Origin of the sequence: Streptomyces sp. NPDC041068, assembly GCF_040647455.1 — a bacterium.
Classification (GTDB): domain Bacteria; phylum Actinomycetota; class Actinomycetes; order Streptomycetales; family Streptomycetaceae; genus Streptomyces.
Window position 1 is genome coordinate 139164 of sequence record NZ_JBEZCG010000004.1, and the last position, 24906, is coordinate 164069.

Annotated in this window: 15 protein-coding genes; 7 read left to right on the top strand and 8 right to left on the bottom strand. The window is 71.9% G+C overall.

What is annotated here, in order from left to right:
• Positions 1-62: 62 nt before the first annotated feature.
• Genes hemG through AB0B50_RS10590 form a run of 6 tightly spaced genes read right to left on the bottom strand, consistent with a single transcriptional unit; the run spans position 63 to position 9336 of the window.
• Entirely contained in the window at positions 63-1481 is a 1419-nt protein-coding gene (gene hemG, locus AB0B50_RS10565) for a protoporphyrinogen oxidase (RefSeq protein WP_362328486.1), read from the bottom strand.
• Complete coding sequence (locus tag AB0B50_RS10570) at positions 1478-2767, bottom strand: TIGR04053 family radical SAM/SPASM domain-containing protein (protein WP_362328488.1); 1290 nt, start codon at positions 2765-2767, stop codon at positions 1478-1480. The genes hemG and AB0B50_RS10570 overlap by 4 nt, the downstream gene beginning before the upstream one ends.
• On the bottom strand, positions 2764-3486 hold the full coding sequence (gene narI / locus AB0B50_RS10575; protein ID WP_362328490.1) for a respiratory nitrate reductase subunit gamma: 723 nt from the start codon (positions 3484-3486) through the stop codon (positions 2764-2766). The genes AB0B50_RS10570 and narI overlap by 4 nt, the downstream gene beginning before the upstream one ends.
• Positions 3486-4124 (bottom strand): nitrate reductase molybdenum cofactor assembly chaperone, encoded by a 639-nt coding sequence (gene narJ, locus AB0B50_RS10580; RefSeq protein WP_362328492.1) that lies wholly within the window; start codon positions 4122-4124, stop codon positions 3486-3488. The genes narI and narJ overlap by 1 nt, the downstream gene beginning before the upstream one ends.
• On the bottom strand, positions 4121-5656 hold the full coding sequence (narH, locus tag AB0B50_RS10585) for a nitrate reductase subunit beta (protein ID WP_362328494.1): 1536 nt from the start codon (positions 5654-5656) through the stop codon (positions 4121-4123). Before narH ends, narJ begins: the two co-directional genes overlap by 4 nt.
• The gene (locus AB0B50_RS10590) at positions 5656-9336 is read right to left on the bottom strand and encodes a nitrate reductase subunit alpha (protein WP_362328496.1); all 3681 of its coding nucleotides are present in this window, start codon (positions 9334-9336) and stop codon (positions 5656-5658) included. The genes narH and AB0B50_RS10590 overlap by 1 nt, the downstream gene beginning before the upstream one ends.
• A 157-nt stretch (positions 9337-9493) precedes the next feature.
• Here AB0B50_RS10590 and AB0B50_RS10595 point away from each other — a divergent pair, with 157 nt between their 5' ends.
• Complete coding sequence (locus AB0B50_RS10595; protein ID WP_362328498.1) at positions 9494-10258, top strand: YwiC-like family protein; 765 nt, start codon at positions 9494-9496, stop codon at positions 10256-10258.
• Between the two features lie 68 nt (positions 10259-10326).
• Here the strand turns inward: AB0B50_RS10595 and AB0B50_RS10600 are convergent, their stop codons facing one another.
• Positions 10327-13209, bottom strand: a complete 2883-nt coding sequence (locus tag AB0B50_RS10600) for a lysylphosphatidylglycerol synthase domain-containing protein (RefSeq protein WP_362328500.1) — start codon at positions 13207-13209, stop codon at positions 10327-10329.
• 215 nt (positions 13210-13424) lie between these two features.
• On the opposite strand from AB0B50_RS10600, the gene AB0B50_RS10605 reads away from it, so the two are divergent.
• From AB0B50_RS10605 to nudC, 6 genes are all read left to right on the top strand, one after another.
• Positions 13425-13883, top strand: a complete 459-nt coding sequence (locus tag AB0B50_RS10605) for an MGMT family protein (RefSeq protein WP_362328502.1) — start codon at positions 13425-13427, stop codon at positions 13881-13883.
• A gap of 167 nt (positions 13884-14050) precedes the next feature.
• Complete coding sequence (locus tag AB0B50_RS10610; RefSeq protein ID WP_362328504.1) at positions 14051-17590, top strand: ATP-dependent DNA helicase; 3540 nt, start codon at positions 14051-14053, stop codon at positions 17588-17590.
• A 138-nt stretch (positions 17591-17728) separates the two neighbouring features.
• Positions 17729-18430, top strand: coding sequence for a hypothetical protein (locus AB0B50_RS10615; protein WP_362328506.1), 702 nt, complete (start codon positions 17729-17731; stop codon positions 18428-18430).
• A gap of 83 nt (positions 18431-18513) precedes the next feature.
• Positions 18514-22167, top strand: a complete 3654-nt coding sequence (locus tag AB0B50_RS10620; RefSeq protein WP_362328508.1) for a UvrD-helicase domain-containing protein — start codon at positions 18514-18516, stop codon at positions 22165-22167.
• A gap of 10 nt (positions 22168-22177) precedes the next feature.
• Positions 22178-23581 (top strand): dipeptidase, encoded by a 1404-nt coding sequence (locus tag AB0B50_RS10625; RefSeq protein ID WP_362328510.1) that lies wholly within the window; start codon positions 22178-22180, stop codon positions 23579-23581.
• 78 nt (positions 23582-23659) lie between these two features.
• Positions 23660-24607, top strand: a complete 948-nt coding sequence (gene nudC / locus AB0B50_RS10630) for an NAD(+) diphosphatase (protein ID WP_362328512.1) — start codon at positions 23660-23662, stop codon at positions 24605-24607.
• 28 nt (positions 24608-24635) lie between these two features.
• On the opposite strand, the gene AB0B50_RS10635 is transcribed toward nudC, so the two are convergent.
• Positions 24636-24878, bottom strand: a complete 243-nt coding sequence (locus AB0B50_RS10635; protein ID WP_362328514.1) for a mycoredoxin — start codon at positions 24876-24878, stop codon at positions 24636-24638.
• Positions 24879-24906: the final 28 nt, after the last annotated feature.

Here is a 24906-nt window from a genome sequence, read left to right on the forward strand (position 1 = left end):
TCCTGCGGGGGGTCCTGACGGCGCGCTCGGGGCGCGGGCCGTGTGGGTGAGCCGGGCCGGCCTCAGCCCTCGCTGATCCGGCGGGCCGCGGCCGTCCCCGTCGCCACGCACGCGGCGACGCCCACACCTTCGTACGCCGCACCGCACAGCGCGATCCCCGGCAGCTTGTCGACGGCCTCACGCACGCGTGTCACCCGCTCGGGGTGGCCGACGCCGTACTGAGGAAGGCCCCGCTCCCACCGGGTGACGCGGGCGGCGACGGGCTCGCCGATGGAGCCCACGGCGTGGTGCAGTTCGTTGACCGAGGTGCGGATCAGATGGCGGTCGGGGACGGCGAGCAGGTGCTCCTCTGCGACCCGGCCGATCGAGGTGCGCAGCAGGAAGAGATCGGGCGCGGCCTCGCTCTGCCAGTGCCACTTGTTGGTGAGGAACGTGGCGGCCTTGAGGGTGTGCCCTTCGACGGCGGGCACCAGGAAGCCGTTGCCCTGGGGGAGTGCCTTGTGAAGAGGTGTCTTCGTACGGGGGAACGCCAGGGTCACCACCGCGGTGCTGGCGTGCTGGATCGCCCCGAGGTCGGCGTCGACGAGCGGAGCGTGCGGGCGCAGCAGCTCCGCCGCCTCGTACGCGGGCACGGCGAGGACCACCGCGTCCGCCTCCAGGATCAGCGGGCCGTCACCGGTCACTGCGATCACCCGCCACCGTCCGGCGGGGGTGCGCTGCAGCTCACGCGCGCGCGTGCCGGTGAGTACGCGGGCGCCGCTCGCCTCGGCGACGGCGAGGGGGAGGCGTCCGGTGCCGCCGCGCAGGCCTTGGACGGGGACGGTGACGGGGGCAGGGGTGGGCTTCGCGGTCTTCGCCCGCGGTGCCGCCTGTGGCGTACGCATCTGCCGCAGCGCCTTGAGGAGCGGCTCGCCCCGTTCGGCGACCGCCGCCATGCGCGGCAGCGCGGCCCGCAGCGAGAGCCGGTCGGGGCGGCCCGCGTAGACGCCGCCGAGCAGCGGCTCCACGAGCCGGTCCACGGCCTCCTGACCGAGCCGCCCGCCGAGGTACTCGGCCACGGACACGTCCTCGGCCCGCGGCTCGACGGGCAGCGTCTCCTCGTGGCACAGCCGGGCCATGCCCTCTTCGGACAGCAGCCCGGTGCCCGCGAGCGCGGCGGGGTCGGTGGGGATGCCCATGACGTGGCCCGGCGGCAGCGGGCGCAGCGCGCCGTTCGACCACAGGGTGGTGGGCGCGGGGGCCGGGTCGCACAGGTCGTCCCCGAGGCCCACGTCCTGGGCGAGGCGCACGGCCTCGGGGCGCAGCGCCATCAGCGACTCGGCGCCCTCGTCGACGGGGACGCCCGCGAGGGTGCCGGTGCGCAGCTTGCCGCCGATGCGGGGGGCGCCCTCCAGGACGGTCACCTCCGCGTCGCCGCGCAGCCGCCAGGCGGCGGTCAGGCCGCTGATGCCGCCGCCGACGACGATCACTGAACGCGTCATGCCGTGCTTCTTTCTGTGGAGGCGGCTTCTGTGGGGATCGCTTCTGTAGGGACCGCTTCTGTAGGGACCGCTTCTGTGGGGACCGTTTCTGTACGGGTCGCGCGGGGCGCCGCCTCCGTGAGCAACTTCCGCAGCTCGTCCTGGTACGGGAAGCTGCCGGGCTCGTACGCGCACCAGGGGTCGGCGGCGAGCACCCGTCCCGTCGCCCCGTACGCGCGCGAACGGGAGCCCCCGCACACGGTGTTGAACTCGCAGCGCCCGCACGCGCCGCTCAGCAGCGAGGGGTCGCGCAACGTCGCGAACAGCGCGGAGCCCCGGTAGATGTCGACGAGAGGGTGGTGCTTCACATTGCCCGCGGACAGGGGCAGGAAGCCGCTGGGATGGACCTCGCCGGTGTGCGAGACGAAGACGAAGCCGCGCCCCGAGCCGACGTCCATGGGCGGCCTGCGCACCGCGCGCCGCTCCCCGTCCCACAGGCCGAGCGCACGCGCGCGTGCAGTCAGCCGTTCGTACAGGGGGCCCAACTCGGGCTGTTCGCCGTGCCGTTCCAGAAGGGTCCTCTGCAGGGCGACGCGGCGGAAGTGATGGCCCTCCGTGGTCTTCGTGGCGAGCACCGCCCCGGTGTCGTACAGGAAGTGCAGGACGTCCTCGACCTCGTCCGGTGTGAGCGCCGAGAGCTGTTCGCCGCGGCCGGTCGGCACGAGCACGAAGCCGCTCCAGAGCATCGCGCCCTCGCGCCGCACCAGGGCCGCGATGTCCGCGAGGTCCTCCAGGCTGTGGCGGGTGACGGTGGTGTTGACCTGCACCTTCAGGCCGAGCTCGCGTGCCGTGCGCCAGCCGTCGACGGTCCGGTCGAAGACGCCGGGCACGCCACGGAACGCGTCGTGCCGCTCGGCCGTGGAGCCGTCGACGCTCAGCGAGAGGGCGACGGCGCCCGCGTCGCGCACCGCCGTCAGGTTCGCCCGGTCCAGCGTGGGGGTTCCCGAGGGGGAGACGGCGACGCGCAGCCCGCGCCGGGTGCCGTAGGCGATGAGGTCGGTGAGGTCGGGGCGCTGGAAGGGATCGCCTCCGGTGATCACGAAGAGGGGACTCGGCCGTCCGAAGGCCGCGATCTGGTCCATGAGGCGGCGGGCGTCCGCGCCGTCCAGTTCGCCGAGGGCCCGCTCGGGCTGTGCCTCGGCCCTGCAGTGCAGACAGGCCAGCGGGCACGCGCGCGTGGCCTCCCAGATGACGATGAAGGGGCGCTCGCCGACGTCGTACCTCGGGCGCCGCACGACGCGGCTCACGACACCCGCTCCCAGCCCCGCTTCGGCGGCCTGTTCGCGAGCTGCTTCGGGTCCCTGCGCCGGTAGACCACGTACGGCCTGAAGAGGTACTTGAAGGGCGCGCTGACGACGTGCGCGAGCCGCGAGAACGGGATCAGCGCGAACAGCGCGAAGCCGAAGACGACGTGCAGCTTGAAGGCGAGCGGCGCCGCGCCCATCAGGTGGTAGTCGGGCTGGAGCGTGAACAGACTGCGGAACCAGACGGAGATGCCCTCGCGGTAGTTGTAGTCGACCGCTCCGGAGGAGTTGAGCACGGTCGCGACCAGGCCGAGCAGCATCGCGCCGAGCAGCACCGTGTACATCACGTGGTCGCTGCGGAGCGTGGCCTTGCGGACGGCGGGCACCTTCAGGCGCCGGTACACGAGGATGCCGATGCCTGCGGCCGCCGCGAGGCCCGCGACGGCGCCCGTGGAGACGGCCATCAGGTGGTACGTGTGGTCGCTGACGCCGACCGCGTCGGTCCAGCTGTCCGGGATCAGCAGTCCCACGACGTGGCCGAGCACCACGAACGCCATCCCGAAGTGGAAGAGCGGCGACCCGACGCGCAGCAGACGCGACTCCTGCAGCTGCGAGGAGTGCGTGGTCCAGCCGAACCGGTCGTACCTGGCCCGCCAGACCAGGCCCGCGATCAGGAGGGTGGCGGCGACGTAGGGCATGACGCCCCATAGGAGGAGGTCCATTACGCCGGGGTCCTTTCCGGGACGGTGGGCCAGGGGAGTTCGACCCGGGTGCCGAAGGGTTCGATCCCCGGGCCGAAGGGTTCGAGCCCGACGCTCTCCCGGGTCGGCCCGCTGCGGGCGAGCGCCTTCGCCTCGGCCCGTGTCTGGGGAGAGGGCCCGGGGAGCGTCCCGCAGACCGCTTCGAGCACGCGCGCGTAGGGGGTGCCCACGTCGGTGACGGCGAGCCGCAGCAGTTCGAGCCCGGCCCGGTGCTCCTCCAACAGGGCGGTGCCCGCGGCCTCTTCGCGCGCGGCGAACTCCAGGAGCACCGGCAGGAAGTCGGGCAGCTCCTCGGAGGCGAACTCCAGGCCGTGCTCGCGGTACACCTGCTTGACGCGCACCAGGGAGAGCCCGCGGTTGCGGGTGTCGCCGTCCGACCACCAGGTCAGGTACAGGCAGCGGCGGTTGCGGGTGTCGAAGCAGTCCGTGTAGTGCGCGGCGAGGTCCAGAGGGCGTTGCACGCGCGCGTGGGCGATGAATTCGCGCAGCAGCGGGTGGTCGGTCGCCTCGTGCAGGCTCTCCAGGTCCGCGTACAGACGCTCGTCCGGGTACTGCAGGAGCCGTCCGGCGACCAGCCGTACGACAGCTTCGGGAGTCATGCGCTCTTCCTCCTGCCGATGTTGAGGAGGGGCTTGGAGTCGTACGTGGCGTAGCCGACCGGACAGCCGTCGGCTCCGGCGTCCGCGTCCAGGGGGTGGCTCGCGGAGAGGGCGTCCGCGTCCGCGCGCGCGGCGGTCGGAATCACGTACCTGTCCTCGTACTTGGCGATCGCCAGGAGGCGGAACATGTCCTGCAGCTCGTCGCCGGTGAGGCCCACGGCCCGAGCGATCGACTCGTCCGGTCCCCTGCCGAGGTTGATGCCCCGCATGTAGGACCGCATCGCGGCCATCCGGCGCAGCACCGCGTCGACCGCGAACACGTCTCCCGCGGTGAGCAGTTCGGCCAGGTACTCGACCGGTATCCGCAGGGCGTCGATCGCTCCGAAGAGGTTGCCCGCGTCCTCCCCGTCGCGGCCCGCGGCGGCGACCGCCTCGACGACCGGGGACAGCGGCGGCACGTACCAGACCATCGGCATCGTGCGGTACTCCGGATGGAGCGGCAGAGCCACCTGGTAGGTGCGGATCAGGTCGAAGACGGGGGAGCGGCGGGCCGCGTCGAGCCACTCCTCGGTGATGCCGGACGCGCGCGCCGCCGCGGCGACCGCCGGGTCATGGGGGTCGAGGAAGCACTCCAACTGCGCCGGATAGAGGTCGTGTTCGTCCTCCACGGAGGCGGCCTCGGTGACCTTGTCGGCGTCGTACAGCATCACGCCGAGATAGCGCATGCGCCCCACGCAGGTCTCCGAGCAGATGGTCGGCAACCCGGCCTCCACGCGCGGGAAGCAGAAGGTGCACTTCTCGGCCTTCCCCGTGGAGTGGTTGAAGTAGACCTTCTTGTAGGGGCACCCGGTCACGCACATCCGCCAGCCGCGGCACTGGTCCTGGTCGACGAGGACGATGCCGTCCTCCTCGCGCTTGTACATCGCTCCGGAGGGGCACGACGAGACGCACGCGGGGTTGAGGCAGTGCTCGCAGATCCGCGGCAGGTAGAACATGAAGCTCTGCTCGAACTCGAAGCGGATCTTCTCGCCGACCTCGTCGCGGACCTTCTCCACGAGGGGGTCCTTGGGGGCGTGCTCCGGGGCGCCGCCGAGGTTGTCGTCCCAGTTGGGACCCCACTCGATGGTGCCGATGGGTTCGCCGGTTACCTGCGAGACGGGCTTGGCGACGGGCATGTCGTCGCCCGCGGGTGCGTCGGTGAGGTTTCGGTACTCGTACGTCCAGGGCTGGTAGTAGTCCGTGAGCTCCGGAAGTTCGGGATTGGCGAAGATCTGGCCGAGCCGCTTGAGGCGCCCTCCCGCCCTCAGCCGGAGCCGTCCGGACCTGGTCCGCTCCCAGCCGCCCTTCCACCGCTCCTGGTCCTCCCAGCGGCGCGGATAGCCCTGTCCGGGGAGCGTCTCGACGTTGTTGAACCAGACGTACTCGGTGCCCTTGCGGTTGGTCCACGCCTGCTTGCAGGTGACCGAACAGGTGTGGCAGCCGATGCACTTGTCGAGGTTCATGACCATGGCTACTTGGGTCATCACGCGCATCAGTAGGTGACCTCCTGGTTGCGGCGGCGGATGACCGTCACCTCGTCGCGCTGGTTGCCGGTCGGCCCCAGGTAGTTGAAGGCCCAGGTCAACTGGGCGTAGCCGCCCACCAGATGCGTGGGCTTGAGCATGATCCGGGTCAGCGAGTTGTGGATGCCGCCGCGCCGCCCCGTCTTCTCCGTCCTCGGCACGCCGACCGTGCGCTCCTGGGCGTGGTTCATGTAGACCGTGCCGGGCGGCATCTTGTGGGACACGATCGCGCGGGCCGTGATCACGCCGTTGCGGTTGACGGCCTCGATCCAGTCGTTGTCCGCGACCCCGATGGCGTCGGCATCTTGCGGGGACATCCACACGGTCTGCCCGCCGCGGCCGAGCGTCATCATGTAGAGGTTGTCCTGGTACTGGGAGTGGATGGCCCACTTGTTGTGCGGGGTCAGGAACCGCACGGTCACTTCCTTGCCGTCCGTCCCGTCGGTTCGGGAACCCAACTCGGGCTCTCCGTAGAGGCGGTGCATGTTCAGCGGCGGCTTGTAGACGGGCAGTGCCTCGCCGACCTCGTGGATCCAGTCGTGGTCGAGGAAGAAGTGCTGGCGCCCGGTGAGCGTGTGCCAGGGCTTCAGATGCTCGGTGTTGACGGTGAACGCGGTGTACCTGCGCCCTCCGGACTCGCTGCCCGACCACTCCGGAGAGGTGATGACGGGCACCGGGCGCGCCTGGGTGTCCGCGAACGTGATCCGCTTGCCCTCGGCCTCGGCCGCCAGATGCGCGAGCTCCGTGCCGACCCGCTTCTCCAGCGTCTCGAAGCCCTGGGTGGCCAGGCGGCCGTTGGAGGTCCCGGAGAGCGACAGGATCGCCTCACAGGCCCGCTGGGCGGTGTCCAGGCGCGGCCTGCCGTCGGCGACGCCGCCGCCGCGCACGGTGCCGTTCTTCTCCTTCAGGTACGCGACCTCCTCGTCGACGTCGAACGTGACCGCCTTCGTGGTGACCCCGAGCTCGTCGACCAGCGGGCCGAGCGCCGCGAACTTCTCCCCGACCGCTCCGTAGTCGCGCTCCACGACCGCGAGGTTGTACATCGTGCGCCCGGGGACGGGCTCGCACTCGCCCTTCGACCAGTCGAGCGCGACGCCGCCCGGCTGGGCCATCTCGCCGCCGGGGGTGTCGTGCTGGAGCGCGGTGGCCACCAGGTCGCGGCGCACGCCCAGGTGCTCGCCCGCGAGCTCGCCGAACCGCCGCGCGAGGGCGAGGAACGTGTCGTAATCGGTGCGCGCCTGCCAGGGCGGGTCCACGGCGGGCGTGAACGCGTGCAGGAAGGGATGCATGTCGGTGGACGACAGGTCGTGCTTCTCGTACCAGGTGGCGGCCGGCAGGACGACGTCGGAGAGCAGCGTCGTGGACGTCATCCGGAAGTCGAGGCAGAGCAGCAGATCGAGCTTGCCCTCGACGTCCTCGGGGTGCCACTTCACGTCGCGCGGCGCACAACGCGGCCCGTCGTCGGGCAGGTTGGAGTGCGTGCCGAGCAGGTGCTTGAGGAAGTACTCGTTGCCCTTGGAGGACGAGCCGAGCAGGTTCGCCCGCCATACGTTGAGCACGCGCGGCCAGTTCCGCGGCGCGTCGGGGTCCTCGCCGGCGAAGCCCAGCGTGCCGTCCCTGAGCTCCTCGACAACGCTCGCGACAGGATCGTCGGCGTCCGCGAGGTCCAGGGGGTTGCGGTCGAAGGTCGGGTACGACGGCATCCAGCCCATGCGCGCGGACGCCGCCAGGCAGTCGGCTCCCGTCATCCCCTCGAACCGCCCGTCGCCCAAGGGGGACGCGAGGGACTCGGCGGGCAGCGTGTCGTAGCGCCACTGGTCGGTGTGCAGGTAGAACCAGCCCGCGCCGATCATGTGCCGGGGCGGGCGCCCCCAGTCGGACGCGCTCGCGAGCGTCGCCCAGCCGGTCACCGGGCGGCACTTCTCCTGGCCCACGTAGTGACCCCATCCGCCGCCGTTGCGTCCCTGGCAGCCGGTGAGCGTGAGCAGCGCCAGGAACGCGCGGTAAATGGTCTCCGAGTGGAACCAGTGGTTGGTGCCCGCGCCCATGAGGATCATGCAGCGTCCCTCGGAGGCCTCGGCCGTCTCCGCGAACTCCCGCGCCACGCGCGTGGCTTGCGCCGCGGGCACCGAGGTCAGGGTCTCCTGCCAGGCGGGGGTGCCGGGCTGGGAGGCGTCTTCGTAGGAGGTGGGCCACTCGCCGGGCAGCCCCGCGCGCGGGACGCCGTACTGGGCGAGCATCAGGTCGTGGACGGTGGTGACGAGCCGGTCGCCGACGCGCCGGACGGGCACTCCTCGGCGTACGACACCGTTGTCGTCGCCCTCGTGCGAGGAATCCTCGAAGCGCGGCAGGACGATCTCCGCGGTGTCCTCGCCGTACAGGGTGAGCCGGGGCATGGTGTCGCCGAGGTCGAGGTTCCAGTCGGGCTTCTCCGAAGTGCCCCAGCGGTGGCCGAGCGTGCCGTTGGGGACCGTCGGCTCGCCCGTCGCGTCGTCGATGAGGACGGTCTTCCACTGCGCGTTCTCACTCTCGGCGCGCTCGTCGCCGAGGTCGGCCGCGGTGAGGAACTTGTGCGGCACGAGACCCATTTCGGTCTCGGTGAGCGTGACCAGGAAAGGCAGATCCGTGTAGCGGCGTACGTAATCCTGGAAGAACGGCGTCTTTCGTTCGACGAAGAACTCCCGGAGAATGACGTGCCCCATCGCGAGGGCGAGCGCGCCGTCCGTCCCGGGGTGCGGGTGCATCCACTCGTCGGCGAACTTGGTGTTGTCCGCGTAATCAGGGGAAACGGTGACGACTTTCTGCCCGCGATAACGCGCCTCGGCCATCCAATGCGCGTCCGGTGTGCGTGTCACCGGCACATTGGAGCCCCACATCATCAAATAGGCGGCGTCCCACCAGTCGCCCGACTCCGGTACGTCGGTCTGGTCGCCGAAAACCTGCGGAGAGGCAACCGGAAGGTCCGCGTACCAGTCGTAGAAGGAGAGCATCGGGGCGCCGATGAGGGAGTGGAAACGCGCGCCCGCCGCGTGCGACGCCATCGACATCGCGGGAATGGGGGAGAAGCCCGCGACCCGGTCGGGGCCGTGCTCTTTGATGGTGTGCACGTGCGCGGCCGCCACGATTTCGACGGCCTCGTCCCAACTGGCCCGCACCAGGCCGCCCTTGCCCCGCGCCCGCTGGTAGCGCCGACGGCGTTCGGGGTCGCCCTGGATGTCGGCCCAGGCGAGGACCGGGTCCTTCAGCCGTGACTTCGCCTCGCGGTACATCTCGATGAGCGCGCCGCGCACATGCGGATAACGGACGCGCGTGGGCGAATACGTGTACCAGGAGAAAGAGGCTCCACGCGGGCAGCCGCGGGGTTCGTATTCGGGCCTTTCGGGTCCCACCGAGGGATAGTCGGTGGCCTGCGTCTCCCACGTGATGATGCCGTCCTTGACGTACACCTTCCAGCGGCACGAGCCCGTGCAATTCACGCCGTGCGTGGAATGGATGACCTTGTCGTGGCTCCACCGGTCGCGGTAGAAGGACTCTCCATCGCGGCCTCCGATGCGCTGCACACGGTGCAGGTCCTCGGATGTCTCGGCGGCCCGGGTGAAGAAACTCCCGGCCTTCACGAGCGTCTCAGCGATGTCTTTCCTCTGCTGCAACGTCACATCTCCCGGCCGTCACGAAGAAAAGGCGCACGGCACGTGCTCCTGCAACGACCCTAAGCCTGGCGGAGGTTGGGACCCCGGGGACTTAGGTCCCGTGAGGGGGTGACCTCTTTCCGGAATATTCCGGGCCCTGTGCTGCCATGCTGAATGCATGGGCAGGAAGAAGAAGGGCGCGCTGCGCTCCTGGCTGCCGAACCAGCACGGCGCGTGGGCGATGCTCGCGGTGCCCTTCACGGCCGGCGTGTTCCTCGGCGGCGCGGGAGCCGGGCCCCGCTGGGCCCATCTGCCGCTGTTCGTCGCGTGGTTGGCGGGGTACGTCGCCGCCTTCCACGCCCAGCAGTGGCTCCGCCTTCGCCGTCTGTCCCGCAATCCGAAGGCCCCGCGGCGCCATGTGCGCCCCGCCCTGGTGTCGGCGGCGGTCTGCGCGGCCTGCGGGATGCCGCTGCTGTTCGCGTACCCCTGGCTCCTGCTCGCCGCCGCCTGCGCCGCTCCCTTCGTGGCCGTCAACACGTACTACGCGTGGCGGAACAGGGAGCGGGCCCTGGTGAACGGCCTGGCGGCGGTGGTCCCGGCCTGCGGCATGCTCCTGGTCGCCCTGAGGGTGGGCGGGGGCGACCTCGCCGACGGGTGGCGCCCCGCACTGGCCTGCCTGCTGTTCTTCGCGGGCACCGTGCCGTACGTGAAGACGATGATCCGCGAGCGCGACTCACGGTCCCACTACTGGGCGTCGGTGACGTACCACGCGCTCGCCGTGCCCGCGGCGTACGCACTCAGCCCCTGGCTCGCGGTCCTCTTCGCGGCCTACCTCGCGCGGGCGGCGCTGCTGCCGGGCAAGGGCCTGAAGGCGGCGGTGGTCGGCGCGGTGGAGGTCGTCGGGGCGGCACTGCTGCTGGTGGCCGTGCTGCTGCTGTTCTGATGAGCGGTGCACCGTGCTCTTCCGATGAGCGGCGCACCGGAAAGCGGCCTCTACGGAGAGGCCACTTCTCAGAGCAGCCCCTTCCGTGTGAGGTGGTTGAAGAACAGCCACCCCGGAAGCACCGGAAGCCACAGCGTCAGAAGCCGGTAGAGCAGCACCGCGGGTGCCGCCACGTCCTTGGGCACACCGACGGCGATCAGACCGAAGGTCAGGGTCGCCTCGACCGCGCCCACACCACCGGGTGTCGGCGCTGCCGACCCCAGCGCGTTGCCCGCGAGGAAGACCACAGCGACGCTCGCGAGGCTCAGCGACGACAGCTGGCCGTTGCCGAAGGCCCGTACGGATGCGTCCAGACAGAGCACGAACATCAGGGTGAGCAGCAGCATGCCGCCGATGCCGGTGAGCAGCTTCTGCGGCCGCTGCAGCACGTCCAGCATGCGCGGCACGACACCCGCGAAGAGCGACCGCACGCGCGTGACGACGAATTTCCGCAGGAACGGGATCGCGGTCACCACGAGGACGAGCACCGCCACCGACAGCAGACCCGCGATGACCGTGCGGGACGGCGTGAACGACGGCGTCTTCTCCGTCCCCGTCAGATAGCCGAAGACGAGCAGCAGCAGGATGTGCGAGCCGAGCCCGAAGAGCTGCGAGGCGCCGACACTGGCCACCGCGAGCCCGGAGCGCACCCCGGAGCGCTGCAGGAACCGTGTGTTGAGCGCGACACCGCCGACCGCGGCGGGCGCCACGATCTTCACGAACGACCCGGCGACCTGCGCCGCCACCGTCCGCAGGAACGGCACCCGCTCCGGCACGAAGCCGAGCAGGCTCATCGCGGCGGCGAAGTAGCTCAGCGCGGAGAACCCCACGGCCGCGGCCACCCAGCCCCACTGGGCCTCTTGGAAGAGCGTGCCGAACTCGACGTGTGTGAGCTGCGACAGCAGGAAGTACGCGCCGATGGCACCGGCGATGAAACTGATCAGCGTGCGCGGCCTGATCCGCTCCAGCTGCGCCGGCTCGACCGGCGCCGTCGGGCGGATGAGCAGCACCTGGTGGCGGATCTGCGTGAGCAGGTCCTCCTCGCGTGCCTGCTCCAGGGCGTCGTCTATGGCCTGCTTCTCGGCCTGCCGCTCCTGCTTGGCCGCCTGCTTCTCCTGCTTCTGGGCCTGCTTGCCCGCGCGCGAGTCGACGCGTACGTCCACGCGCTCGCCCTCGGGAGGCGCGGAGGCGGCGACGGCGGACGCCTCCTCGTTGCGGGCCTGCTTGGACCTGCGGGAGGCCTCCAGGACCGCCTCGCGCTCGCGCTGGGAGCGTTCGCGGGCCAGCTTGCGCAGCGTGCCGCGGGTGGAGCGGGTCAGGGCGATGGGCTGGAGCAGCGGCAGACAGTCGGCCACCGCGTCGGGGCCGAGGACCTCGACGGCCGACGCGACCGCGCGCTCGGCGCCCACCCGCAGGCCGAGGGCGGTCAGGAGCTGGGCGATGTCCATGCGCAGGACCAGGTCGCCCGCGGCGATCTCGCCGCCGCGCAGATCCGTGAGGATCACGGTGCCGGAACGATCCACCAGAATCGCGTCGCCCGCGAGCCTGCGGTGCGCGATGCGCCGTGACTGCAGGGCCTGTACCTGCCGCCAGGTCTCGCACAGCAACTCGTCGGTGATGGCCTCGTCCGGCAGCGAGTCCAGGGAGCGGCCGCCCATGTGTTCGTAGACGAGCATCACGGCGTCGGGGCCGAGCTCGGAGGTGGCGATCAGCTTGGGCGCGTTCGCCCCGGCCGCGATGGCCGCGTACGCGAGCAGGGCCTCCTGCTCCAGGGCTTGCCGCAGCGACTGCAGGCTGCGCCGCTGGGTGATGCCGCGCAGGGTCAGCCTGCGCCAGACGCGGTAGAAGAAGCCCTGCGCCTGCTGTTCGCGGTCGATGACCGTGACGTCGAGGGGCGGGCCGTCCTCCAGGGTGACGAAATACCGGCGCCCGCGGTCGCCGTGCTCGCTGTCCGGGGACTCCTCGCGGGAGGCGCTCACGGGGTGGAAGCCGACGTGCCGCAGGCCCACGAGGAGCGTCTGCCCGGTGGGCCGCACGTTCGGTGAGCCGACCGCGTAGAGCGTTCCGTACGCCACGGCCCAGCCGATGAGCACCGTCAGGATGATCGAGAACGGCGTCGTGTAGCCGGTGACGAGCATGGTGAACGCGTCGAGCAGCAGCACCACGAACAGCACCAGGCGCCAGCGCGGTCTGCGGGACATGCCGACGGCGGTCATGTACGCGATGACGGGCGCCAGATAGCCGTGCACCGGATCGGTGAACGCGTGCAGGTCGGCCGGGTTCGGCTTGGTGAGCGCGTCCTGGATGGAGCCGGGGGCGGCCTTCGCGACCCACAGATCGGTGGCCAGCGTCACGCCGTGCGCGAGGACGGCGGCCAGGACGCCGTCGGCGATGCGCAGCCCGTCCCGCTTGATCAGCCGTTCGATCGCGAACGCCACGGGGACGAGCAGGACCCCGATGCTGGCGACCAGGCCCGCCACCTTGATCAGCAGGTCCGGCGCCTGCTCCGTGCCCTTGTCGATGTCCTGTTCGAGCCCGGACGTCGTGCCGTGCGCGAACGCGGCGATGGCGAGGAGCACGGCGATGGCGAGGATGCCGACGAGCAGCCGCATGAGATCGGAGGGACGGTGCACGCGCGCGGCGAGCAGCGGTTCGTCGCGCTCGACGCGGTCCGTGTGCGCCGCGTCGCCCTCGACGCGGTCGCCGGGGCCCTTCGCGACGGCTTCGCCGCTCTGGTCGGCCTTGCCACGCCGGTCGGTCCCGCCGGCCTTCTTGCCGGTCTTCTCGCCGGCCTTCTCGGTCTTCAGGGCGTGCTCACCGGTGTCCAGGTGTGACTCGGACGCAGAGGTGCCCGCCTTCTCATCGGGATGCACGCCCTGTCTCTCCGTCGTCTCTTCTTGATCTCGTATCACCAGTCACCGCCCGCACGATGGTGGCATGTCCTGCTCGCAGAGGGGGGCAGCAGGGGGCAACGCAAGGATGCGAAGTGGTCACGAAACGACACTTTGCGCCGTGCCGCCCGCCCCGAGGCACCCTCTGTGCCAGGCCGGTCACGGTGTCGGTGGGGTGCGGCAGGATGGACCGGATGAGCGAGGAGTGCCGACAGGAGAGCCGACAGGAGAGCCGCATGGGACAGGTCCCGCCCGACGCCGCCGCGCAGCCGCTGCCGGAGTACGCGGAACGGGTCCTCGACGTCGCGGAACTGATCCCCCCGGGTCGAGTGATGACGTACGGAGACGTCGCCGAGTGGCTGGAGGAGGGCGGCCCGCGGCAGGTCGGACGCGTCATGGCCCTCTACGGAGGAGGGGTTCCGTGGTGGCGTGTCGTGCGCTCGGACGGCGTGCTGCTGCCGGGCCACGAACTGCGGGCCCTGGAGCGCTACCGCGAGGAGGGCACTCCGCTGCGTCAGGCCTCGCGCGCCGCCCAGGGGCATGTGCCGAAGCTCGACATGCGGCGGGCGCGGTGGGACGGCGGCGCACTGGTGGACGGCGGCGCACCGGCTGTCGGTGGCGCACCGGCTGACGGCGGCGCGGAAGGCGACGCCGCGGGTGACGCTCGCCCGCAGGCTCCGGAGGCTCACACCTGACAGCTTCCGCCATCGGGCGGCCCGGCGGGGGACCGGTGGCCCGTACGGGGGAAGCCACGCGTCCTCCACGCCCACTGGCGTAGCGTCGACAGCACGCATCCCCCTCACCCCGCGGCCACCGCGCAGCCGCGTTTCGACCAGCAGACCCACCAGGACCGGCGACCCACGTGAGCTCCCCTTCTTCCGCCCGGCACCTCCGGCACCCGTCGCACCACCAGGTACGACAGGCGACACCGGGTGCCTACCGACTGGTGCGTACCCCGCGGGATCTGTCGGATCCCCCTCGCTTGGACGCAGGTCAGCGCGCGGTGGTTGACCACAAGGGAGGACCGCTGCTGGTCCTCGCGGGTCCCGGCACGGGCAAGACCACCACCCTTGTGGAGGCCGTCGCCGCGCGTGTCGCCCAGGGCGGTGACCCCGCGCGGATCCTCGTGCTGACCTTCAGCCGCAAGGCCGCGGTGGAACTGCGCGACCGCATGGCGCTGCGCATAGGGGCGGCGCGCGCGCCGCAGGCCACCACCTTCCACTCCTTCTGCTACGCCCTCGTCCGCGCCCACCAGGACGCCGACCTGTTCGTGGAGCCCCTGCGGCTGCTGTCAGGACCCGAACAGGACGTGGCGGTACGTGAGCTGCTCGCGGGCCAGATCGACCTCGCGCAGGAGGGTCGCGGCCACGTCCGCTGGCCGGACGAACTGCGCGCCTGCCTCACCACCCGCGGCTTCGCCGACGAGGTGCGCGCGGTGCTCGCCCGCAGCCGCGAGCTGGGCCTCGGCCCGGACGCCCTCAAGGCCTTCGCCCGCCGCAGCGGCCGGCCCGACTGGGGCGCGGCCGCGGCCTTCCTTGCCGAGTACCTGGACGTACTCGACCTCCAAGGAGTCCTCGACTACGCGGAACTGGTGCACCGCGCGGTGCTGCTCGCCCGCCGCCCCGAGGTGGCGCGGGAGCTCGGAGGGCAGTACGACACCGTCTTCGTGGACGAGTACCAGGACACCGACCCGGCGCAGGTGAGGCTGCTGCACGCGCTCGCGGGCGGAGGGCGGACTCTTGTCGCCTTCGGAGACCCCGACCAGTCGATCTACACCTTCCGGGGCGCCGACGTGAACGGCATCCTGGAGTTCCCGCACGACTTCCCGCGCGCGGACGGCACCCCGGCGCCGGTCGAGGTCCTGACGACGTCCCGCAGGTCGGGCGCGCAGCTCCTCGCCGCCACCCGGCTCCTCACCCGGCGCATGCCGCTGACCAGGCTGCCCGCGGAGAAGGTGCGGGCCCACCGCGAGCTGACGCCGGTCAGGGACGGCGGCCGGGTCGAGGTGTACACGTACCCGACGGCAGGCACGGAGCTCGACAACATCGCGGACATCCTGCGCCGCGCACACCTGGAGGACGGCGTCCCCTGGGGCGACATGGCGGTGCTGGTCCGCGCGGGCGCCCGTACGATCCCCGCGGTCCGCCGCAGCCTCAGCGCGGCGGGCGTCCCCCTGGAGATCGACGGCGACGACATCGCCCTGCGGCACGAGCCCGCGGTGACGCCGTTGCTGACGGCGCTGCGGGTCGTGGCGATGGCGGTGGTTTCGGAGGCGGGTGGTCCTGAGGCGGGTGGTCCTGAGACGGGGGATTCTGAGGCCGCGGCCCGCGTCGGTGGCTCTGGCCGCGGTGCTCCTGAGGGGGGCACTGCGGAAACTGTTGTCTCCGAAGCCGACGCCCCCGAAGAAGCCACAGCCGACGAACCCGGCCTCCACGGCGAACCCGGCCTCCACGGCGAACCCGGCCCCCACGGCGAACCCACCCTCCACGGCGAACCCACCGCCTCCACCACCCCCAGGACCGCCCCCGCCTGGCTCGACACCGAGACCGCCCTCACCCTCCTCACCTCGCCCCTGGCCGGGATGGACGCCGCCGACCTGCGGCGGCTCGGGCGTGCCCTGCGCGAGGAGGAGCGCGCGGCGGGCAACCATCTGCCGCCGCCCTCGGACGAGTTGCTGGCCCGCGCCCTCGCCGAGCCGGAGCGCCTCGTTGCCCACGACCCCACGTACGCCCGAGGCGCCCAGCGGCTCGGCGCGCTGCTGCGCAAGGCCCGCGAGCGCCTCGCGGGCGGCGGCACCGCGGAGGAGGCGCTGTGGGAGCTGTGGGACGGCACGCCCTGGCCCAAGCGCCTGGAACGCACCGCGCGGCGCGGTGGCGCGGCCGGGCGCAACGCCGACCGCGACCTCGACGCGGTGTGCGCCCTGTTCGCCACCGCGGCCCGCGCGGAGGAGCGCACGGGCGGCCGCGGTGCCCTCAACTTCCTCGAGGAGACCGAGGCGCAGGACATCGCCGCGGACACGCTCACGCGCAGGGCGGCACGCCCCGACGCCGTCCGTCTGATGACGGCGCACCGCTCCAAGGGCCTGGAGTGGCGCCTCGTCGTGGTCGCGGGCGTCCAGGAAGGCCTCTGGCCCGACCTGCGGCGCCGCGGCTCGCTCCTGGAGGCCGACCGTATCGGCCGCGACGGACTCGCCGAACCGCTCACCCCCGGAGCGCTCCTCTCCGAAGAGCGCCGCTTGTTCTACGTCGCCGCCACGCGCGCGCGTGAACGTCTCGTCGTGACCGCGGTGAAGGCCCCCGCGGACGACGGCGACCAGCCCTCCCGCTTCCTCACGGAACTCGGCGTCGAGCCCAAGGACATCACGGGCCGCCCGCGCCGCCCGCTGTCCGTCGCCGCGCTCGTCGCCGAACTGCGGGCCACCACCGTCGATCCGCGCGTCTCCGACACCCTGCGCGAGGCCGCGGCCCAGCGCCTGGCCCGCCTCGCCGCGCTCAGCGACACCGACGGCCGCCCCCTCGTGCCGTCCGCGCACCCCTACCGCTGGTGGGGCATGTACGAGCCGACGGCGAGCGAGGTTCCCCTGAGGGACCGCGACAAGCCCGTCGTGCTCTCCGGAAGCGCCCTCGACCAACTCGCCAACACCTGCGCCCTGCAGTGGTTCCTGGGCCGCGAGGTGAAGGCCGACGCCCCCGCGACGGCCGCCCAGGGGTTCGGCAACGTGGTGCACGTCCTGGCCGACGAGGTCGCCTCCGGACGCACCCCCGCCGACCTCGCCGTCCTCATGGAGCGTCTGGACTCGGTGTGGGACGCGCTGGCCTTCGACGCCCCCTGGAAGTCGGCCCAGGAGAAGGAGCACGCGCGCGTGGCGCTCGAACGCTTCCTCCAGTGGCATGTGATGGACCGCGCGAGCCGCACCCCGGTCGCCAGCGAGCACGGCTTCGACGTGACGCTGGAAGCGGGTCCCTACGAAGTACGCGTACGAGGCTCCATGGACCGCGTCGAACAGGATGCGGAAAACCGTGCCTACGTAGTCGACTTCAAGACCGGCAAGCAGTCCCCGACCGCCGCCGAGGTGGCCCGCCACCCGCAGCTGGCCGTCTATCAGCTGGCGGTCCGCGAAGGCGCCGCGGACGAGCTCTTCGGAGGCGTACGTCCCGAACCGGGCGGCGCGGAACTGGTGCAGCTGCGTCAGGGGGCCGCCAAGAAGAACGGCGGCGACGCCCTGCCCAAGGTGCAGGCCCAGGAGCCCCTCTCCGGGGAGTGGGTCGGCGATCTCCTCGCGACGGCCGCGGGCAAGGTCCTCGACGAGCGCTTCACGCCGACCGCGGGCCAGCACTGCACGCACTGCGCCTTCCGCGCCTCGTGCAGCGCGCGTCCGGAGGGACGCCATGTCGTGGAGTGACCCCTCGCGCCCCCGCCCGTGTCGATTGTCACGTCTTGTCACTCGGGTGGCATAGCACCCTCCGAAGCAATCTAAAGTCTCCGTAAAGACATGCTGTGCACCGGCGGGTGGTGCACCTTTTTGAGGAGATGCGCGTATATGGCAGCCAACCGGAAGCTCCTGGCAGTGGCCGTCGTCTGTGCCGCCGCCGTCATCGGCGTCACCGGCTGCAGCAGCGACAGCGGCGACAAGGACCCCTTCGACGGGATGAGCGCCGACAAGATCGCGGAGAAGGCTTCCAAGGCCTCCAAGGACGCCGGTTCCTTCACGATGAAGGGCCAGATGAAGCAGAACGGCGAGACGAGCAACATCGAGTTCGTCGTCGCCGAGTCCGGTGACTGCAAGGGCACGATGGGTTCGGCCAAGAAGGGCAAGGCCGAGTTCCTGTCCTCCGGGAAGTTCACGTACTCGAAGGGCGACGACAAGTTCTGGGAGGCCTCCGGCGGCGGCGCGACGGCCGAACTCCTCAAGGGCCGCTGGGTGAAGCGGCCCAACAAGGGCAGCAAGGCTGTCTGCAACCCGGACGACATGTTCAGCAACAAGAACCTCAAGAAGCTGAAGCGCGAGGACGACGCCGAGGTCGGCGGCGCGAAGGCGGCCGTCCTGACCCGCAAGAAGGGCGGCGAGACCACCACCTTCTACGTCGCGATGGAGGGCAAGCCGTACTTCCTGAAGGTCGTGAACAAGGGCAGTGACGGCCCCGGCACCGTGACCTTCAGCGACTACGGCAAGCCCGTTGACGTGAAGGCGCCGCCGGCCAGCGAGGTCGTCGACCCGGAGAAGCTCGCCGCCGGTTCCTGACCCCGCGCACCCCATGAAGCGGCGGTGGCCGCCGGCTTCCGGGTCCGCCCCGGTTGTCGGTGGCCACCGCTAGCCTCTCTCACGTGTCACCTCGCCTCACCGATCCCGAGCAGCTCAAGGAGCTCCTCGGCATCCCGTTCACCCCGGAGCAGACGGCCTGCATCACCGCGCCGCCCGCGCCGCAGGTGATCGTGGCCGGAGCGGGGTCGGGCAAGACGACGGTGATGGCGGCCCGCGTGGTGTGGCTCGTCGGTACCGGCCAGGTCGCCCCCGAGCAGGTCCTCGGCCTGACGTTCACGAACAAGGCGGCGGGCGAACTCGCCGAGCGTGTGCGCCAGGCGCTGATCAAGGCCGGCGTCACCGACCCCGAGGCCGTCGACCCGGACAACCCTCCGGGCGAGCCGGTCATCTCCACGTACCACGCCTTCGCGGGCCGTCTCCTGACCGACCACGGCCTGCGCATCGGCCTGGAGCCGACCTCCTGCCTCCTCGCCGACGCCACCCGCTTCCAGCTCGCCGCGCGCGTGCTGCGCGAGGCGCCGGGACCCTATCCCGCGCTGACCCGGTCCTTCCCCGACCTCGTCAGCGACCTCCTCGCCCTCGACAGCGAGCTCGCCGAGCACCTGGTGCGGCCCGACAGGCTCCGCGCGTACGACACCGAGCTGCTGCGCGCCCTGGACGGCGCGAAGCTCAGCAACGCCGATCTGCGCAAGGTCCCCGAGACGGCCGCGGCCCGCCTCGAACTGGCCGATCTCGTGGGCCACTACCGCGCGCTCAAGCGCTCCCGCGACCTCCTCGACTTCGGCGACCAGATCGCCCTGTCAGCCACGCTCGCCCGCACCCGCGCCGAGGTCGGCGAGATCCTGCGCGAGGAATTCCGCGTCGTGCTCCTGGACGAGTACCAGGACACGTCGGTGGCCCAGCGCATCCTCCTGTCCGGCCTGTTCGGCGGCGGCACCGGCCACCCGGTGACCGCGGTCGGCGACCCCTGCCAGGCCATCTACGGCTGGCGCGGCGCCTCCGTGGCCAACCTCGACGACTTCCCCGAGCACTTCGCGTACGCCGACGGCCGCCCCGCCACCCGTCACGCGCTCAGCGAGAACCGCCGCAGCGGCGGCCGCCTCCTGGATCTCGCCAATGGCCTCGCGGAGCCCCTGCGCGCCATGCACGCGGGCGTGGAGGCCCTGCGGCCCGCGCCCGGCGCCGAGCGCGACGGCGTGGTGCGCTGCGCCCTGCTGCGCACCCACGCCGAGGAGATCGACTGGCTCGGCGACTCGATCGCCCACCTCGTCCGCACCGGCAAGGCACCCGGCGAGATCGCCGTCCTGTGCCGCACGGCCACGGACTTCGCCGAGATCCAGGCCGCGCTCGTCGCCCGCGACATCCCCGTGGAGGTCGTCGGCCTCTCCGGACTCCTCCACCTGCCGGAGGTCGCCGACCTCGTCGCCGTCTGCGAGGTGCTCCAGGACCCGGGGGCGAACGCCTCCCTGGTGCGGCTGCTGACCGGCCCGCGCTGGCGCATCGGCGCCCGTGACCTCGCTCTCCTGGGCCGTCGTGCCCGTCTTCTCGTACGTCCGGGGCACACGGCGCCCGACGACCCCGACCGGCGTCTCGCCGCGGCCGTCGAGGGGGTCGACCCGGCCGAGGTGATATCGCTCGCGGACGCGCTGGACACGTTCCTGGAGTCGCCCCTCGACCCGGACGACGCCTCCGGAGGGGACGACGGGCTGCCCTTCTCCGTGGACGCCAGGGTCCGCTTCGCCCGGCTCGCCACCGAACTGCGCGAGCTGCGCAGGTCGCTGTCCGACCCGCTGATGGACGTGCTGCACCGCGTGCTCGCCGTGACCGGCCTTGAGGTCGAGCTCTCCGCGTCCCCGGGCGCCCTCGCGGCCCGCCGCCGCGAGACCCTGTCCAACTTCCTGGACGTCGCCGCCTCCTTCGCCGCGAACGACAACGGCGCCACTCTGCTCGCCTTCCTCGGCTTCCTGCGCACCGCCGCCCAGTACGAGAAGGGCCTCGACAACGCCCTGCCGGGCGGCGAGAACACCGTCAAGGTGCTCACCGCCCACAAGTCCAAGGGCCTGGAGTGGGACGTCGTCGCCGTGCCCGGTCTGGTCAGCGGCACCTTCCCGAGCGCGCAGGGCCGCGAGAAGTGGACGGCCCAGGCCAAGGTCGTCCCGCACGAGCTGCGCGGCGACGCGGCCACACTGCCCGACGTCGAGGCGTGGGACGCCAAGGGCATGAGGGCCTTCCACGAAGCCATGAAGGACCATCAGCGCACCGAGGAACTCCGCCTCGGGTACGTCACGTTCACCCGCCCCCGCTCCCTGCTCCTGGGGTCGGGCCACTGGTGGGGCCCCTCCCAGAAGAAGCCGCGCGGCCCCTCGGACTTCCTCCAGGCCCTGTACGACCACTGCGCCGCGGGGTACGGCGAGATCGAGGCCTGGGCGGACGAGCCGGCCGAGGACGAGGAGAACCCCGCGCTGCACGAGGCGACCGCCGACCAGGCATGGCCGCTCCCGCTGGACGACGCATCCCTGGCCCGCCGCCGCGCCGCCGCACAGACGGTCCTCGCCCACCTGGACCGCCTGACGGGCGAGGGCGCACCGGAGCCCGCCCGCTCCCACGAGGAGACCCACCCCTCGGCGTACGACGACGTGCCCCCGGCCGACGACCCGGAGTGGCCGCCCCCTCCGGACGACGAGGAGGGGTTCTACGAAGAGGGCGCGTACGCAGAGAGCGACGAAGACGCCCTCTACCCAGACGCCGACTTCCCCGAGCCCGCCCCGGCCGACTGGGACTCCCTGGCGACGGAGCGTCCGACGGTCCCGCACCCCGCGGACGTCCCGGGAGCAGAATCCACGCACCCCGACACCACCGGCGAGGGTGCCCACGCGCGCGTGCCGCTGCCCGCGCCCGCCCCCGACGCCCGCCCGCACCCCGCCGACCGCACCCCGGACCCTCGTCCGCAGGAGCCGCCCGCCCGCCTCACCCCGGAGGAGGCCCGCACCCTGGCCTCCTGGGACCGCGACCTGGACGCCCTCACCGGAGAGCTCCTGCGCGCCCGCGAGACCGTCAGGGACGTCCAGGTGCCGTCGTCGCTCACCGCGTCCGAGCTGATGCGCCTGGCCGCCGATCCCGACGGCTTCGCGCAGGAGCTGGCCCGCCCCATGCCGCGCCCGCCACAGCCCGCCGCGCGCCGCGGCACCCGCTTCCACGCCTGGATCGAGTCCCGCTTCGAGGAGCTTCCGCTGCCGATGCTCGCCCCGGAGGACCTGCCGGGCGGCGGCCCCGACGAGGCCGAGATCGCCGACGAGCGCGACCTGGAGGCCCTCAAGGAAGCCTTCGAACGCACCGAGTACGCCCGCCGCTCGCCCTACCGCGTGGAGGTCCCCTTCCAGTTCGTCCTCGCGGGCCGCGTCGTCAGGGGACGCATCGACGCCGTCTACAAGGAAGGCGACGGCGCCGACGCGACGTACGAGATCGTCGACTGGAAGACCAGCCGCACCCACACCGCGGACCCCCTGCAGCTTGCCGTCTACCGCCTCGCCTGGGCCGAGCAGCAAGGCGTCCCTCCGGAGTCGGTGAAGGCCGCCTTCCTCTACGTGCGCAGCGGGGAGACCGCCCGCCCCAGGAATCTCCCCGGCCGTGCCGAGCTGGAACGCCTCCTGCTCGAGGATCCGGCAGGTGCGCCGGGAGGCGAACCGCAGGACGAGCCCACCCCGGATGGCGGATAGGCTCGTGACCATGAGCGAGACACCGGACAGCGCCGTCCGCACGTACATCGAGAACCACCGTGCCGCCTTCCTCGACGACCTCGCCGAGTGGCTGCGCATCCCGTCCGTGTCGGCCCAGCCCGACCACGCCGGGGACGTGCGCCGCAGCGCGGACTGGCTCGCCGCCGCCCTCAAGGAGACCGGCTTCCCGACCACCGAGGTCTGGGAGACGCCCGGGGCGCCCGCCGTCTTCGCCGAGTGGCCCTCCGACGACCCGCAGGCCCCCACCGTCCTCGTCTACGGCCACCACGACGTCCAGCCCGCCGCCCGCGAGGACGGCTGGCACACCGAGCCCTTCGAGCCCGTCGTCCAGGGAAACCGCCTCCACGCGCGCGGAGCGGCCGACGACAAGGGCCAGGTCTTCTTCCACACCCTCGGCGTCCGCGCCCACCTCGCCGCCACCGGCCGCACCGCGCCCGCGGTGAACCTGAAGCTGCTCGTCGAGGGCGAGGAGGAGTCCGGCTCCCCGCACTTCCGCGCGCTCATCGAGGCCCGCAAGGACCGCATCGCCGCCGACGCGGTGATCGTCTCGGACACCGGCATGTGGTCGGAGGACACCCCGACCGTCTGCACGGGCATGCGCGGCCTCGCCGAGTGCGAGATCGAACTGCACGGCCCCGACCAGGACATCCACTCCGGCTCCTTCGGCGGTGCCGTGCCGAACCCCGCCACCGAGATCGCCCGTCTCGTCGCGGGACTCCACGACGAGCACGCACGCGTGGCGATCCCCGGCTTCTACGAAGGCATCACGGAACTCACCGACCGCGAGCGCGAGCTCTTCGCGGAGCTGCCCTTCGACGAGGAGCGCTGGCTGCGCACGGCCAAGTCGCACGGCACCCACGGCGAGGCGGGGCACACCACCCTGGAGCGCATCTGGGCCCGCCCCACCGCCGAGGTCAACGGCATCGGCGGCGGCTACCAGGGAGCGGGCAGCAAGACGATCATCCCGTCGTCCGCCATGGTGAAGCTGTCCTTCCGGCTCGTCGCGGGCCAGGACCCCGACCACATCGAGAAGGTCGTGCGCGCCTGGGCCGCCGACCGCGTCCCGGCCGGGATCCGCCACACGGTCACCTTCAGCGCCGCCACGCGCCCGTGCCTGACGCCGCTCGACCACCCGGCGCTGCAGTCCGTCGCGCGCGCCATGGGCCGCGCCTTCGAGCAGAAGATCCGCTTCACGCGCGAGGGCGGCTCGGGTCCCGCCGCCGACCTCCAGGACGTCCTCGCCGCGCCCGTGCTCTTCCTGGGCATCTCCGTCCCGTCCGACGGCTGGCACGCGCCGAACGAGAAGGTCGAGATCGATCTGCTGCTCAAGGGCGTCGAGACGACCGCATACCTGTGGGGCGACCTCGCCGAGAACTGGCGCGATGCACACTGAGAGCCGCCCGGCCGCCGGGCACGTCCTGCCGCACGCCCTGCTGAACCACCCATTCCATCGGGGGAGTTGGAAGCACCTGTGACCACCTGGACCGACCACACCGCAGACCGTCCCGTCTCGCTGACCGCGCCGAGCGGCATCGACCGAGCGGCCCACCACCGCATGGACGAGGCGTGGCTCGCCGCCGCCTGGAGTCACCCGAGCACCCGGGTCTTCGTGGTCTCCGGCGGCCAGGTGCTCATCGACGAGACGCCCGAGGGCCGCACCGAACTGGTGATGACCCCCTCCTTCGAAGCGCCGCTCACCGAGGAGCACCGCTACTTCCTCGGCAGGGACGACGACGGCGTCAGCTACTTCGCGCTCCAGAAGGACACCCTGCCGGGCCGCATGGACCAGTCGGCGCGCCCCGCGGGACTGCGCGAGGCGGGACTCCTGCTCTCCCCGCGCGACGCGGGCCTGATGGTGCACGCCGTCGCCCTGGAGAACTGGCAGCGCCTGCACCGCTTCTGCTCGCGCTGCGGCGAGCGGACGGTCATCGCGGCGGCGGGCCACATCCGCCGCTGCCAGGCGTGCGGCGCCGAGCACTACCCGCGTACCGACCCGGCCGTGATCATGGCGGTCAGGGACAGCGAGGACCGTCTCCTCCTCGGCCGCCAGGTGCACTGGCCCGAGGGCCGCTTCTCCACCCTCGCGGGCTTCGTCGAGCCGGGGGAGTCCATCGAGCAGTCGGTGCGGCGCGAGGTCTTCGAGGAGGCGGGCGTCACGGTCGGCGAGGTTTCGTACGTCGCGAGCCAGCCCTGGCCGTTCCCCTCCAGCCTGATGCTGGGCTTCATGGCCGACGCCACCTCTTCGGAGATCAACGTCGACGGCGAGGAGATCGAGGAGGCCCGCTGGTTCTCCCGGGAAGACCTGCGGGCCGCATTCGAGTCCGGAGAGGTCCTGCCTCCCTACGGAATCTCGATTGCGGCCCGGCTGATCGAGCTCTGGTACGGAAAGCCCCTGCCGAAGCCGGGGTCCGTGGGCTGAGCCCCGCGCTCGCGCGCGGGCTCGTCGCTCAGACGGTCAGCTTCTGCTTGACCTGTGCCAGCGAGGGGTTCGTGAGCGTGGACCCGTCCGGGAAGAGAACGGTGGGGACCGTCTGGTTTCCGCCGTTCGCCTTCTCGACGAAGGCCGCCGAGTCCGGGTCCTGCTCGATGTTGATCTCGGTGTACGTGATGCCCTCGCGGTCCATCTGGCCCTTGAGGCGGCGGCAGTAGCCGCACCACGTGGTGCTGTACATCGTCACAGTGCCCGGCATGTCCTCTGTGCTCCTTCGTTGCTCGGGG

Excerpts from the sequence above, each read along its gene's own strand:
- narJ (WP_362328492.1), bottom strand. The coding sequence starts at position 4,124 with ATGACTCCCGAAGCTGTCGTACGGCTGGTCGCCGGACGGCTCCTGCAG.
- AB0B50_RS10595 (WP_362328498.1), top strand. The coding sequence starts at position 9,494 with ATGGGCAGGAAGAAGAAGGGCGCGCTGCGCTCCTGGCTGCCGAACCAG.
- AB0B50_RS10635 (WP_362328514.1), bottom strand. The coding sequence starts at position 24,878 with ATGCCGGGCACTGTGACGATGTACAGCACCACGTGGTGCGGCTACTGC.
- narH (WP_362328494.1), bottom strand. The coding sequence starts at position 5,656 with ATGCGCGTGATGACCCAAGTAGCCATGGTCATGAACCTCGACAAGTGC.
- hemG (WP_362328486.1), bottom strand. The coding sequence starts at position 1,481 with ATGACGCGTTCAGTGATCGTCGTCGGCGGCGGCATCAGCGGCCTGACC.
- AB0B50_RS10605 (WP_362328502.1), top strand. The coding sequence starts at position 13,425 with ATGGGACAGGTCCCGCCCGACGCCGCCGCGCAGCCGCTGCCGGAGTAC.
- AB0B50_RS10615 (WP_362328506.1), top strand. The coding sequence starts at position 17,729 with ATGGCAGCCAACCGGAAGCTCCTGGCAGTGGCCGTCGTCTGTGCCGCC.
- narI (WP_362328490.1), bottom strand. The coding sequence starts at position 3,486 with ATGGACCTCCTCCTATGGGGCGTCATGCCCTACGTCGCCGCCACCCTC.
- AB0B50_RS10625 (WP_362328510.1), top strand. The coding sequence starts at position 22,178 with ATGAGCGAGACACCGGACAGCGCCGTCCGCACGTACATCGAGAACCAC.